Consider the following 13,557-nt stretch of genomic DNA (forward strand, 5'->3'; position numbering starts at 1 on the left):
GACGGTCGGAGTGCCCTCGGAACGGCCCCCGACCACACCCCGGCCGCCGCCCCCGCTCAGTCCTCCGCGCAGGAGGCACCGGGCGAGCCCAGCACCCGCGCCGCGCAGCGGTGCCCGCGCGCCGCCGCCTCGCGCAGACCCGGCACTCCCGGCACTCCCGCCGCTCCCGACGTGCCCGGTCCGGCCCCCGTCAGCCGCGCGTCCAGGAAGGCCGCGAGGAACCCGGCCGCGAAGGCGTCGCCCGCGCCGGTGAGGTCGCGGACCTCGCCCACCGGCGGGACCGGCACGGTGAACGGCGCCTCCCCCGGCACGTCGATCGTGGTCGCCTCCGCCCCCGACTTGGTAACCACCGTGGTGGCCGCCAGCCGGGCCCGCTCCGGGCCGGGCCGCCCGTCGACGAGCAGCCCCAGGTAGGCGGACTCGGAGCGGTTGGCGAACAGCAGGGTCGGCGCCAGTTCCTCGGCGAGGGCCAGGAAGCGCTCGCGTCCGAAGCCCTCCAGCATCCCGGTGGAGGAGGCGTCCAGCGAGGTGGTCCCGCCGGCCGAGCGGACCCGGCGCAGCGCGTCGACGGCCGTCGTGCCGACCGGTTCGCCGTCGAAGGAGTAGGCGGGTACGTGCAGATGGGTCAGGCCGTCCAGCCAGGTGTCCGGGACGGTCTCCAGCAGGGTGGCCGCGCCCCGGTCGGGCAGCATGGTGCGTTCGCCCGCGTCGTCGATCAGCACCACGATGCTGCCGGTCCGGCCCCGGTGCGCGACCCGGACGTCCACGCCGTGGCCGGCCAGTTCGGCGGCCAGGCCGCCGCCGGCCGGGTCGTCGCCGACGCAGCCCAGGAAGCGGACCGGGCACTGCGCGGCGGCGAAGGCCGCGACGTTCGCGGCGCTGCCGCCGCGCTGCCGGAAGACCCGGGCGGTGGAGTCGGTGCCGTGGCGCAGCGGTCCGGCCACCCAGACGACGACGTCCTCGACGAGGTCGCCGAGCACTCCCAGCACCGGTCAGCCCTCGTTCCGGGCGGCGGCCAGCGCGGTGGCGATCTCCCCGCCGAGACGGACGTTGCCCCGGTAGACCTCGATGTTCACCTCCAGGCTGCGGCCCTGGGTGTCACGCTGGATGAAGTCGAGCAGGAACGGGGTGGAGGCGTTGCCCTTGATGCCGCGGGCGTCCGCCTCGGCCCAGGCGCGGGTCAGCAGGGCGTCGAGCTCCCGCGGCGGGAGCTGCTTGTCCGGGTCGACCGGGTTGGCGATCAGGACGGCCTGCGGCAGGTCGAGTCCGTCGCGGGCCTCGATCACCCGCGCCGCCTCCTCCGGGGTGTCGACCCGGTAGGCGATCTCATGGCCGGAGTCGGTGATGTAGAAGCCGGGGTAGCGGCGGGTGCGGTAGCCGATGACGGGGATGTTGAGGGTTTCGAAGCGCTCCAGGGTGGCCCGGATGTCGAGGATCGACTTCACGCCGGCGCTGATCACGGTGACCGGGGTGGCGGCCAGGGTGGTCAGGTCGGCGGACTCGTCGAAGCTCTCGGAGGCGCCGAAGTGGACGCCGCCGAGGCCGCCGGTGGAGAAGACCCGGACGCCGGCCCGGTGGGCGAGGAAGGCGGTCGCGGCGACGGTGGTGCCGCCGTGCCGGCCGAGCGCCGCCACCACCGGGAGGTCGCGCAGGCTCGCCTTGTCGAGGCCGTCGGCCGCCGACAGCTCCTCGATCTGCGCCGTGGACAGGCCGACCGTCGGCACGCCCGCGTGGACGCCGATGGTGGCCGGGACGACACCGGCGGCGCGCAGCCGCTCCTCCGCCTCCAGCGCGACCTCCAGGTTGCGCGGCCGGGGCAGCCCGTGGGTGAAGATCGTCGACTCCAGGGCGACGACGGGGGCGCCGGCGGCGACGGCCTCGGCGACTTCCTGGGAGATGCGGATGGGCAGTCCGGTCATGGCGTGTGCTCCCTGTGAGGCTGCCACCACGGTGTGGCAGCGGTGAACTCAGCCTAGGGAGCGATCACATCGGGAACCAGGATGAATACCGGCCCTTCTCATAGGCTTCGGACTATGAGTCGCGTTTCGAGTCTCACCCTGCGCCAGCTGGAGGTCTTCCTCACGGTGGCCGACACCCTGCACTTCGGCCGGGCGGCCGAGCGCCTGCACATCTCCCAGCCGACGGTCAGCCAGGAGGTCGCCCGGCTGGAGCGCGCCGTCGGGGTGGAGCTGTTCGACCGCAGCCGCCGGTCCGTCCGGCTGACCTCCGCCGGGGAGGTGATGGCCGCCGAGTCCGCCCGACTGCTGGACCAGGCCGGCACCCTGCTCGCCCGGGTCCGGCTGCACGAGGAGGCCAGGCTCGGCACGGCGCGGATCGTCGCCTCCCCGACGGTGGTCAACCGGCTGCTGCCGGCCGTGGTGAGCCGGGCCGAGCGCGAACTGCCGGAACTCGTCCTGGCCGAACTCTCGGTCGACACCGGCCGGGTGTCCGCCACCCTGGCGGGCGAACTCGCCGACCTCGGCCTCGGCCGGTTCCTCGACGACGTCCCCGGCTACCGGCGCGAGCGGATCGCCGACGAGCCGGTGCGCGTCGCCCTCAGCCGGGACCATCCGCTGGCCGGGCGGGACGCCGTCCGGCTGGACGAGCTCGGCGACCTGCCGCTGCTGCTGTGGCCGCGCGAACAGAGCCCGCGCTACTACGACCATGTGCTGGGGCTGTGCGCGGAACGCGGGGTGGAGCCACCGGTCCTGGTCGGCCCGGCCCGGATCGTCGGCTCCCGGCTCTACCTGCTGTCGCAGAGCCGCGCCTTCTCCCTCGTCCCCGCCTCGATGACCGGCCACCTCACCGAGGACGTGGTCACGGTGCGGCTGGCCGGCCGGGCCACGCTCCCACTGGAACTCCAGTGGCGCCTGGACGACCGCCGCCCCGGGCTCGCCGCCCTGCGCGAGCTGGTCCGGGAGGAGGCGGCCGCCCTGGAGACTTGCTGAGCGCTCCGGCCGAGTGGTGGTCAGAACCGGAGCGACCAGCTGTTGACCGTACCGGGGAAGTAGCCGCCGACGTCGGTCACCCGCAGCCGCCGGACCCCGGCCGCGGTGTGCGCGGAGGCGTCCACGCACGAGCGGAACTCGTCCGGTCCTTGGGCGTCGCGGCGTAGAGCCGGCGGGCCCGCGAGCCGGGCCGGTTACACCCCGGCCGCGGCCTTCGGCCGGTAGGTGCAGACGTTCACGCCGGTGCCGCTGACGACCGTGGAGACCAGGTCGAAGGTGCGGAGGTGGCCGTCGGCCGGGAAGATCGTCTTGCCGCCGCCGACGGTCACCGGCAGGACCATGAGCCGGAGTTCGTCCACCAGGCCCTCGGTGAGCAGCACCCGGGTGAGGGACGCGCTCCCCATGACCACCAGGTCGCGGCCCTCGGCCTCGCGCAGCTGCTTGATCCGGTCCAGCGCCTGGTCGCCGGGGATGCGCGTGGTGTTGTTCCACGTCAGCTCGGACTCGTCGAGGGTGCTGGTCACGACGTACTTGGCTATGGCGTTCATGTGGTCGGCGAACGGGTCGCCGGCCCGGTCCGGCCAGGCCGCGGCCATGGTCTGCCAGGTGCGGCGCCCGAACAGCAGGGCGTCGGTGGTGGACTGCCACTCGGCCAGGGCGCCGCCCATCACCTCCGGGTCGAAGAACGGGTGGGTCCAGCCGCCATGGGCGAAGCCGCCGTCGGTGTCCTCGTCCGGCTGTCCGGGTGCCTGGACGACGCCGTCCAGGCTGATGAACTCGCCGATCGCAATGCGCATGGGATTTCTCGTTTCCTGGTGTGCTGGGCCGCTGTTGTCCGCGGCTGGGGCAAAACTATTCCGGGTGCGGAGGCCAGGCAAACGCTCGGCCGTTCGAATTCCGCGTCCGGGCAGGTCAATCGGGGGAAATCGTTGCAACGGGCTTGTCGCCGAATGCAATGGGGGCGGTCGGCGAGGAACTCCACTTCGGCCGGACGGCCGAGCGCCTGCACCTCTCGGTGACCCGGGTCGGCCAGGCCGTCAAGAAGCAGGAGCGTGTCCCGGCAGGACTGCCCGGAGTCCTGCCGCGCGGGCACATCCGGTTGCATTCACCGGCATTTCCATTGCAACGGTTGCGCAGCCGCTCACCTGGGGAAAGGGCGGAATGCGCCGCCGAATCGTTTGACTCGAATACCGGTGCACCATAGTTTTCGTGCCCGGCGGGTATTCCGGCCGGCGCCGTTGCGCAGCCTCGCGTCGAGAGCCGTGGACCCGCAATCGTTTCGGGGCCGCGGCGGTGTTCCGGCCGGAATCCGTACGTCCCGACGCCTGAATTCCGGAGCCCCCGAGCCCGGACACCCGAATGAGAGGCGCTCCTTTGCCCGTTCAGCCCGTACTCGACTCCACGATGTTCCACCGGGAGCACGGCGCCGGTGCGCCGCTGGTCTTCCTGCACGGCAACCCCACCTCCTCCCACCTGTGGCGAGACGTCCTGCCCGCCGTCGGCGGACCGGGCCGGCTGCTGGCCCCGGACCTGATCGGCATGGGCGAGTCCGGCAAGCCCGACATCGACTACACCTTCGCCGACCAGGCCCGCTACCTGGACGCGTGGTTCGACGTGCTCGGCCTCGACGAGGTGGTGCTGATCGGTCACGACTGGGGCGGCGCGCTCGCCTTCGACTGGGCCGCCCGCCACCCCGGCCGGGTGCGCGGCATCGCGTTCACCGAGACCATCGTCAAGCCGATGACCTGGGAGGAGTTCCCCGAGGGCGGCCGGCCGCTGTTCGAGGCGATCAAGACGCCGGGCGTCGGCGAGGCCATGATCCTCGACGAGAACGCCTTCATCGAGCAGGCGCTCCCCGGCACCGTCGCCACCCCGATCGACCCGGCGGACCTGGACGTCTACCGGCGGCCCTACCCGACCGGGCAGAGCCGCCGCCCGCTGCTGCAGTGGCCCCGGTCGATGCCGCTCGGCGGCGAACCCGCCGACGTCGTGGCCCGGATCGAGGCGTACGACGCGTGGCTGGCGAGCAGCACGGACGTTCCCAAGCTGCTCCTCACCTTCGCCCCCGGCCCCGGCGTCATGATGGGCCCCGCGATCGTGGACTGGTGCGCGCGCAGCATCGCCGCGCTGGAGATCGAGCACAGCGACGCGGTCGCCGGGCACCACACCCCGGAGGACCAGCCGCTCGCGATCGCCGCCGCCGTCGCCGGCTGGGCCGACCGCCACAAGCTCCGCTGACCCGTCCACCGGGGCCCTGACCCTCGGGCGGGTCTGCTCCACCGGTGTGCTGGACCTGTCCTACCAGCCGGCCCCAACCCGATGGCCCGTCGCTCCCGGAGGAGCGACGGGCCATCGTGTCGGGACGAGGAGAAGAGCTCGCCCAGCAGCTCGGGCCCGAGGGCGATGGCGGCGGGGCGGTAGGCCGACCTCGCGCATCGGGACGGTGTTGGCGGTGCTGTCCGGGCCGGTGCCGTACCGGTGGTCGGGTGCGCCGTCGGTGGTCTTCAGCGCGTCCTTCGACTCGTTGTTTCTGACATCGAAAACGCTACGTTGTGTTCGCCATTTTGGCAACAGACTTGTTGCATACCTTGGATATCTCCGCAGGTCAACGCCTTCAAATCGTTGCACTGTCATGCCGTTCAATGCAATGACTGTCGCTCGGCTCGTTGCATTGACCTGGGCTGGAACGCTAGGTTGGCGGCATCGGGGAAGCGAGGGGAGAATCCGGTGCCGGGAGGCAGACTCACTCAGCAGGAACGTCGGCGGATCGCGCTGGGGCTGGCCGAAGGGCTCTCCTACGCGGAGATCGCCAGGCGCCTGGACCGCCCCACCTCGACGATCACCCGCGAGGTGATGCGCAACGGCGGCCCGAACGCGTACCGCGCCACCCTGGCCCACCGCGCCACCGAACGCCGCGCTCGGCGCCGGAGTACGGCCGCGCTCCGGGCCCCGACGGCGACCCCGCAGACCCACGGCCGCGACGTCGAGGCGGTGCGCGACTATCAGGAGCTGCTCGTCGCCGCCCTCGTCCGCGGGGGTCTGCCCAACATGTCGGCCCGGGTACTGACCTGCCTCCTCGTCAGCGACGGCGGCAGCCTCACCGCCGCCGAACTCGTCCAGCGCCTACGCGTCAGCCCGGCGTCCGTCTTCAAGGCGGTCGAGCACCTCGACGGGCAGGGCGTGGTTCGCCGGGAGCGCGACGAACGCCGCGAGCGGTACGTCGCCGACGTCGACGCCTGGTACGAGTCGATGCTGGCCGGCGCCCGCGACTCCGCCCGGTTCGCCGAGACAGCGCGGCAGGGCGTCGGTATCCTCGGCCCCGACTCCTCGGCCGCCACCCGCCTGCGGGAGATCGCCGGCTTCGCCGACTTCGTCTCCGCCAGCCTCACCCGCGCCGCGGAGCAGGCCCGCGCGATCGTCCGCCCGGACCACCGGGCGACCGTGCCGGCCGGCCTGGCGGTCACGGTCACCGATGGCCGCCGTGAGCGGCGGACCGGCGAACGACCGGATGCCGTTCGAGGAGCCATTGGACGCTCGGACCGGTGACGCCGGGGCGGGCGGGCGCCCCGCACGTTCCGTTCACGCGGGCGCGGACGGGGCGCGGACAGGGCGCGCGGGGCGCACGGAAAGGTGGCTGGCATCGGCCACCCGGCCCCCGGCCGGAACCGGTCGGGTGAGTCGCCGGTTGCACTCGCGTGAACCACCTCCGCCGCGCACTTCGCGGTACCGCACGCCTCGTCACCCGGCTCCGCACCGCCGTCGAGCAGCTCGACACCCGCGCCGACGCGGCCCTGCGGGCCCGGCTGCGCCCGCTCGTCAGCCGGGCGGCGAACCTGGTGCGACGGATGGCCGCGGCCAACTGCGGCGACGCGCTCACCCGCCACCTCCCCTGCCGTGCCCACGACCGCGGACGCGAACGCGACCGCGCGCACACCCGGGACCGCTCCGCGCTCGAGGACTGACGCACCGCCGGGGCCGGTCGGTCGAGCGGCTCAGGAACGGCTCAGGGACGGGTCAGGCGCGGTTCAGGCGCGGCAGAGCCCGGTGGTCCAGTCGACGGTCGCCGTCGCCTGCGAGTACTTCCACTCCGGCGCGAGCAGCTCGCGGTCGAGCTGGGCGGCGGCGTTGCCGTCCTCGACGATGTGGCCGAAGTCCTGCAGCCAGGCCGGGTAGAGGTTCTTCGAGCCGATGTAGAAGGCGGAGTCGTCCACCGCGACCAGCTTGTGGTGCAGCGCGTACGGGTGGCCGTCGGCCCAGGTGGCGGTGGGTGCGGCGCGGAAGGTGGCGAGCTGCAGGTTGCCGCACATCGCGGCGGCGGCCTTCCCCTTGTCGCCGGCGAGCGCGGTCAGCCGGGCCTTGAGCACGTCGCTGATCTCGGCGAGGGACTTGATCTGCGAGTAGCCGCCGCTGCCGACCGCGCCCCGGTTGGCCGGGTCGCTGACCACGATCCGCACCTTGACCCCGTCGGCGAGCTTGGCCGCGAGGGTGTCGTAGAGGCGGGAGTCGTAGCGGGCCAGCGGCGGGCAGGTGGCGTTGAGGTCCTGCTGCGAGATCTCGATGTGCTTGCGCGCACTGCCGACGAGGGCGCGCAGGGCGTTCTCCTCGGGGTTGACCGTCTCGTAGTCGCGGTCGGCGTTGGTGTTGTCGTGCAGGGTGAGCATGCCGCACTTGGCGTCCGCCGCGCCCGCCACCGGCCCGGGCCGGTACGCGGACGCGGGGTCGACGTCCTTGACGCCGACGCCGAGGCCGCCGACGGCGATCACCGGGATGCCGCCGGTGGCGACGGCCGGCGGGTTGAGCTCGCGCTCGATCGACGGTCGGCACCCGCCGCCGTCCGAGGAGGCGAACCACGCGTTGTCGAACAGCCCGGTGCGCCCGCAGGTCCACTCCCAGAGGGTGTCCAGGTAGCGGGCGGCGGAGGTCGCGGCGGGGCCGTTCAGCGCGAGGTCGACGTCCGACACCGGATGGGTGGTGTCGAGGTAGTCGTTCTTCCAGCCGTTGACTCCGCCGGAGATGACGGTGCGTCCGTCGACGACCAGGATCTTGGAGTGGTTCCAGGAGAAGGCGGTGCGCGAGGCCGTCATCGAGGCGATGTTCAGGCTGACCGAGGCGGCGGCCGGGCCGAGCCTGGCGGCCAGTTCGTCCCGGTAGCGGGAGGGCAGCACATTGGCGTGGTAGACCGGCGCGGCGCCGACCAGGATCCGTACGACGGGGCGGTGGCCGGCCGCGACGGCGGCCTTCAGGCCGGCCACGAGGGCGTCCTCGAAGCCGCCGTCGGGGAACGGCGCGAGGGTGGAGATGTCGACGGTGCGGGTCGCGGCGGCGACGTCGGCGGTCATTTTCGCCAGCAGCGCGCGGGTGCCGGGCCGGTCGGCGCAGGCGGGGTCGCCCCAGCAGCCGGGCGTCTGGAGCAGCCAGTCGGCCGGGTCGGCGGCGTTCCCGGCGCCGGGCAGGCTGTTGCCCTCGGTGCGCTGCCACACGGTGCCCTCCAGTCCGGGGGACACCTCCCGCAGGACACGCTCGACGGCGTCGAGGTGGGTGGCGCCCGAGGCGGCCGGTGCCCCGGCGGCCGCGTGGGCGGGCGCGGTGGGGACGGCGGCGAGCAGGGTGGTGGTCGCGGCGGCGGCGAGGGCGGTGCGCAGCGCGCGACCGGAGCGGCGGGAGCCGGGTCGGGACACGTGATGTTCCTTCAGAGCATGGCGGGCGCTTCGTGGTTCACCCGCCGGACGCCGCAAGATTACCCAGAAGTAACATCGAGTCCAATCCGCCCATGCCAATGAGCCACCGGCCGGAATCGCACCCGCCGTTCGGCCCCCGCCACCCGGCCCCCGCCGTCCGTCGGGCCCATGGCCGTCGGGCCCCTCGCCATCGGCCCCTCGCCGTCGGGCCCCTCGCCGCCGGGCCGCCCATGGTGCAACCCCTCCAAGATCCGCTCGCCATCGTTGTCCCCGGACGCCGCCCGCATCCGTACCCCGGCCGCCGCAGACTGGCAGCACGCGGCGGCCCCACCGGACGCCGCACCTCGTTCCCGCCGACCCCGGCCGACCCCCAGGACGTACCGCCATGACCCCGCGCGTTCTCACCCCCCGCAACCGGGGCTTCCTCTTCCTCGACGCCCACCCGGCGGGCTGCCGGCAGCTGGTGACCGACATGTGGGGGGCCTGCCCCGCCCCGGCCCGGCTGCCCGACGGCGACGGGCCGGTCGCCCTGGTCATCGGCTCCTCGGCCGGCTACGGCCTCGCCGCCACCGTCGCCGGGCTCAAGCGGGCCGGTGTCCGCGGGATCGCGGTGTCCTTCGAGAAGGCCCCGACCGGGCGGCGCACCGCCACCGCGGGCTGGTACCGCACCGCCGCCACCGCCGAACTCGCCCGCGCGGCCGGACGGGACCTGGTGTTCCTGAACGGCGACGCCTTCTCCGACCCGATGAAGGACCAGGTCGCCGAGCTGCTCCAGGAGCGCTTCGGCGGCCGGCTGGACCACCTGGTCTACTCGGTGGCCGCACCCCGCCGCACCGACCCCGACACCGGCACCACCTACGCCTCCGTCCTCAAGCCCATCGGCCGGACGGCCAGCACCAGGACGCTGGTCTTCGACGACGAGGGCGCCCCCGAGGTCCGCGAGGTCGAGACCGCCCCGGCCGAGGGCGACGACATCGAGCAGACGGTGGCCGTGATGGGCGGCGCGGACTGGGCGCGCTGGATCGACCACCTGGCCGGACGGGGCCTGCTCGCCGAGGGCTTCACCACCGCCGCGCTCTCCTACATCGGCTCCCCGCTGACCGAGGCGATCTACCGCAAGGGCACCATCGGCGCGGCCAAGGCCCAGTTGGAGGCCACCGCCCGGACCCTGGACGAGCGCCTCGGCCGGGAGCTGGGCGGGCGGGCCGTGACCTCCGTCAACGGCGCCGCCGTCACCCAGTCCTCCACCGCCGTCCCCGGTATCGCCCTCTACACCGGCCTGCTGCGCGGCGTCCTCGGCGAGGGCATGGTCCCGCCGGTCCACCAGCTCGCCGCCCTGTGGGACCAGCTCACCGGCGCCGCCCCGCTCGCCCTCGACGAGGAGGGCCGGGTCCGTCTGGACGGCTGGGAACTCGCCGACGCCGTCCAGGCCGCCGTGGCCGAACGCTGGCGGGCCGCCACCACGGACACCGTCGCCGGGCTCGCCGACCTCGACTGGTTCCGCGCCGAGGTCCAGCGCCTCTACGGCTTCGGCGTGCCGGGCGTCGACTACACCGCTCCGGTCGCCACCGACGTCCCCTGGCCGGACGCCGCAGGCTGACCGTCCGCACGGGTCGGCCGCCCGGCCCCGGCCCCGGCCCCGGGTCACGGGTCACGGGACGGGCAAGCAAGCAGGCAGCCGGGCGGCGAGCCGCCACACGAGAGTGCGGAAGCCGCCGGGAGGCCGGGTGCGGGCCGCCGCCGGGGGGCGGCGGGCCGCACCCGGGCGGCCCTACAGACCCCGCGTCAGATGGGTGGTCAGCAGCCGGGTGAAGCGCGCCGGGTCGGGCAGGTCCCCGCCCTCGGCGAGCAGCGCGCCGCCGTACACCAGCTCGGCGATCTCGGTCAGCGCCGGGTTCCCCGGGTCGGCCGCATGCGAGGTGCGCAGGGCGGTGATCAGCGGGTGACCGGGGTTGAGCTCCAGAATGCGGCGGACCGGGGGCATCTCCTGTCCGGTCGCCCGGAACATCTTCTCCAGGGTCGGGGAGATGTCGTCGGCGTCACCGACGATGCAGGCCGCGGAGGTGGTCAGCCGCGAGGACAGCCGGACCTGCTTCACCTGCTCGGACAGCGCCGAGGTCAGCCAGGGCAGCAGTTCGGCGAAGTCCTGCTCGCGCCGCGTCCGCTCGGCCTCGGCCTCCTGGTCCTCGCCGGCCGTCTCGTCCAGGTCCACCTGGCCCTTGGCGATGGACTGGAAGCGGTGGCCGTCGAAGGCGGGGATCCGGTCGGCCCAGATCTCGTCGATCGGGTCGCTGAGGACCAGCACCTCGTAGCCCTTGGCGGTGAACGCCTCCATGTGCGGGGAGTTCTCCACCGTGGCCCGGGTCTCGCCGGTCAGGTAGTAGATGGCGTCCTGGCCCTCCTTCATCCGCTCCACGTACTCGCGCAGCGTGGTGGGCCGCTCGGTGTCGTGGGTGGAGGGGAGCGACAGCAGCTCCAGCAGGGCCTGGGAGTTGTCGGGGTCCTCGACGAGGCCCTCCTTCAACGCCCGGCCGAACTGGTCCCACAGCTTGGCGTAGCGCTCGGCGTCGTTGGCCTGCACGGCCTTGAGCGCGCCGAGGACCTTCTTGACCAGGCGCCGCCGGACGGCCTGGATCTGGCGGTCGTGCTGCAGGATCTCCCGCGAGATGTTCAGCGACAGGTCGTGGGCGTCCACCACTCCCTTGACGAAGCGCAGGTAGTTCGGCATCAGCGCTTCGCAGTCGTCCATGATGAACACCCGCTTGACGTACAGCTGCACGCCGCGCTTGGTCTCGCGCGAGAACAGGTCGAACGGCGCCTGCGCGGGGACGAAGAGCAGCGCCTCGTACTCGAAGGTGCCCTCGGCGCGCATGTGGATGGTCTCGGCGGGGGCGAGCCAGTCGTGGCTGATCTGCTGGTAGAACTCGGTGTACTCGGCCTCGGTGACCTCGCTGCGCGGCCGGGCCCAGAGCGCCTTCATCGAGTTGAGCGTCTCGACGGCGGGCTCGGCGGCGGGCTCCTCGTCGGTACCGGTACTCGCGGTGCTCCCGCTGTTCTCGCTGCTACCGGTGCTCCCGCTGTTCTCGGCGGCCATCCGGATCGGCCAGCGGATGAAGTCCGAGTACTGCTTGACGATCTGGCGGATCTTCCACCCGGCCAGGTAGTCGGCCAGGCCGTCCTCGCCGTCCACCGGCTTGAGGTGCAGGGTGACCGAGGTGCCCACCGGCAGGCCGTCGACGGCCTCGAGCTCGTAGGTGCCCTCGCCGTCGGACTCCCAGCGGGTACCGGCGTCGGTACCGGCCCGCCGGGTACGCAGGGTGACCTTGTCGGCGACCATGAACGCCGAGTAGAAGCCGACGCCGAACTGTCCGATCAGGCTCTGCGCGGCGGCGGCGTCCTGGGACTCCTTGATCTTCTCCAGCAGGCCGGCGGTCCCGGACTTGGCGATGGTGCCGATCAGGTCGACCAGCTCGTCCCGGCTCATGCCGATCCCGTTGTCACGGACGGTCAGCGTGCGGGCGTCGCGGTCGACCTCCAGGGTGATGTGCAGGTCCGAGGTGTCGGCCCCGACGGTGGAGCCGGTCAGCGACTCCAGCCGCAGCTTGTCCAACGCGTCGGAGGCGTTCGAGATCAGCTCGCGCAGGAAGATGTCCTTGTTCGAGTAGATCGAGTGGATCACCAGCCGGAGCAACTGCCTGGTCTCGGCCTGGAATTCCAGCGTCTCGACACTACTGGCCACTCTGGGGCCCCTTTCAGCACTACAGCATGACGGTGTTGATGGTGATGACGGACGGACACGGTGCGGCTCCGCACGGAGACCTACCGGCCAACGGAAATCGTAGGCCCTCCCCCCGGCGTGCCGGAGCCCAGCTCGGGCGGCGGCGGACCGTACCGTCGGCGCATGTCCCCCGGCCTGCTCGCGGCCCTGGCCGCCGCCCTGCTCACCGGCTCCGCCACCGTGCTCCAGGCGGTCGGGGCCCGTCGCGCCTCGGCCGGGCTGCCGCCGGGCGGGGCGGCGGCGCTCGCCGGGGCGTTCCGGCAGTGGCCGTTCCTGCTGGGCGTCGGGATGGACATACTCGGCTTCGGCGCCGAACTCCTCGCCCTGGACCGGCTCCCGCTGTACGAGGTCGAGGCGGTACTGGCCTCCGCCCTCGCCGTGACCGCCGTCGGCGCCGCCCAGGTGCTGAACGTGCGGCTGCGGCGCAGTGAGTGGGCCGGGGTGGCGGCGGTCTGCGCGGGACTGTGCGTGCTCGCGGTGAGCGCCGGGCGGGACGGCCCCGGCCGGGGCGGCACGGCGCTGCGGCTCGGTGTGCTGCTCGCCTCGCTGCTGCTGATCGGCGCGGGCTGGGCGGTGGTCCGCCTCACCGACCACCGCCGGGCCCCGTTGCTGGGCCTGCTGGCCGGCCTCCAGTTCGGCGTGGTCGGCGTCGCCGTCCGGGTCCTGCCCGATCCCCGGCTGCCGGACCTGCTCGCCGAACCCTCCGCCTATGCGATCGCCCTGGCCGGCCTCGGCGGTTTCGCCGCCCTCACCTGGGCCATGCAGACCGGGTCGGTCACAGCCGCGACGGCCGCCATGGTGCTCGGCGAGACGCTGGGACCCGCCGTCGTCGGCGTCCTCCTCCTCGGCGACCGCACCCGTCACGACCTCACCCCGCTGGCCGTCCTGGGCTTCGGCGCCGCCGTCCTCGGCGCCCTGACCCTGGCCCGCTTCGGCGACGCCGAACAGCCCGCCGTCGCCCGTCCGGCGGGCTGAGAACGGCGGGCCGGGGACCGTGGGCCGACGACGGTGGGCCGACGGCGGCAGGCCGGGAACGGCGCGCGACCGACACCTAGGCGCCGCCCACCCAGCGGCGGCGCGGGGCGGGTTCCCGGTCTGCCCCACCGTGCCCTTTCGGGCCGCCCCGCGCCCCGGGCTGAACCCGCGAAGATCC

At 73.5% G+C, this 13,557-nt stretch carries 11 protein-coding genes and 1 pseudogene; 7 read left to right on the forward strand and 5 right to left on the reverse strand.

All coding sequences use genetic code 11. The annotated features are described in order from the left end of the window. Nucleotides 1-56: 56 nt before the first annotated feature. Both SM793_RS14340 and SM793_RS14345 read right to left on the reverse strand, forming a co-directional pair. Nucleotides 57-989, reverse strand: coding sequence for a carbohydrate kinase family protein (locus tag SM793_RS14340; RefSeq protein ID WP_320438550.1), 933 nt, complete (start codon nt 987-989; stop codon nt 57-59). 3 nt (nt 990-992) lie between these two features. Further along, nucleotides 993-1,919, reverse strand: a complete 927-nt coding sequence (locus tag SM793_RS14345; protein ID WP_320438551.1) for a pseudouridine-5'-phosphate glycosidase — start codon at nt 1,917-1,919, stop codon at nt 993-995. A gap of 114 nt (nt 1,920-2,033) precedes the next feature. Between SM793_RS14345 and SM793_RS14350 the strand changes: the two genes are divergently transcribed. Next, on the forward strand, nt 2,034-2,948 hold the full coding sequence (locus SM793_RS14350; protein ID WP_320438552.1) for a LysR substrate-binding domain-containing protein: 915 nt from the start codon (nt 2,034-2,036) through the stop codon (nt 2,946-2,948). A gap of 194 nt (nt 2,949-3,142) precedes the next feature. On the opposite strand, the gene SM793_RS14355 is transcribed toward SM793_RS14350, so the two are convergent. Then, the gene (locus tag SM793_RS14355) at nt 3,143-3,745 is read right to left on the reverse strand and encodes a dihydrofolate reductase family protein (protein WP_320438553.1); all 603 of its coding nucleotides are present in this window, start codon (nt 3,743-3,745) and stop codon (nt 3,143-3,145) included. Between the two features lie 158 nt (nt 3,746-3,903). Here SM793_RS14355 and SM793_RS14360 point away from each other — a divergent pair. From SM793_RS14360 to SM793_RS14375, 4 genes and pseudogenes are all read left to right on the forward strand, one after another. Next, nucleotides 3,904-4,002: pseudogene (locus tag SM793_RS14360) on the forward strand (LysR family transcriptional regulator); the annotation flags it as partial. A 320-nt stretch (nt 4,003-4,322) separates the two neighbouring features. Beyond that, nucleotides 4,323-5,186 carry a haloalkane dehalogenase gene (locus SM793_RS14365; RefSeq protein ID WP_320438554.1) on the forward strand — a complete coding sequence of 288 codons (864 nt, stop codon included), beginning with the start codon at nt 4,323-4,325 and terminating at the stop codon, nt 5,184-5,186. Between the two features lie 489 nt (nt 5,187-5,675). Then, complete coding sequence (locus SM793_RS14370) at nt 5,676-6,494, forward strand: helix-turn-helix domain-containing protein (protein ID WP_320438555.1); 819 nt, start codon at nt 5,676-5,678, stop codon at nt 6,492-6,494. 149 nt (nt 6,495-6,643) lie between these two features. Continuing rightward, on the forward strand, nt 6,644-6,910 hold the full coding sequence (locus SM793_RS14375; protein WP_320438556.1) for a hypothetical protein: 267 nt from the start codon (nt 6,644-6,646) through the stop codon (nt 6,908-6,910). A 63-nt stretch (nt 6,911-6,973) separates the two neighbouring features. Here SM793_RS14375 and SM793_RS14380 read toward each other — a convergent pair whose 3' ends face one another. Continuing rightward, on the reverse strand, nt 6,974-8,626 hold the full coding sequence (locus SM793_RS14380) for a phospholipase D-like domain-containing protein (protein ID WP_320438557.1): 1,653 nt from the start codon (nt 8,624-8,626) through the stop codon (nt 6,974-6,976). A gap of 385 nt (nt 8,627-9,011) precedes the next feature. On the opposite strand from SM793_RS14380, the gene fabV reads away from it, so the two are divergent. Next, entirely contained in the window at nt 9,012-10,226 is a 1,215-nt protein-coding gene (gene fabV, locus SM793_RS14385) for an enoyl-[acyl-carrier-protein] reductase FabV (RefSeq protein ID WP_320438558.1), read from the forward strand. Between the two features lie 171 nt (nt 10,227-10,397). On the opposite strand, the gene htpG is transcribed toward fabV, so the two are convergent. Further along, on the reverse strand, nt 10,398-12,365 hold the full coding sequence (gene htpG / locus SM793_RS14390) for a molecular chaperone HtpG (RefSeq protein ID WP_320438559.1): 1,968 nt from the start codon (nt 12,363-12,365) through the stop codon (nt 10,398-10,400). Between the two features lie 162 nt (nt 12,366-12,527). Between htpG and SM793_RS14395 the strand changes: the two genes are divergently transcribed. After that, on the forward strand, nt 12,528-13,379 hold the full coding sequence (locus tag SM793_RS14395) for a hypothetical protein (protein ID WP_320438560.1): 852 nt from the start codon (nt 12,528-12,530) through the stop codon (nt 13,377-13,379). The last annotated feature ends 178 nt before the right edge of the window (nt 13,380-13,557 follow it).

Source organism: Kitasatospora purpeofusca (assembly GCF_034043715.1).
GTDB classification, from domain to species: domain Bacteria; phylum Actinomycetota; class Actinomycetes; order Streptomycetales; family Streptomycetaceae; genus Kitasatospora; species Kitasatospora purpeofusca_A.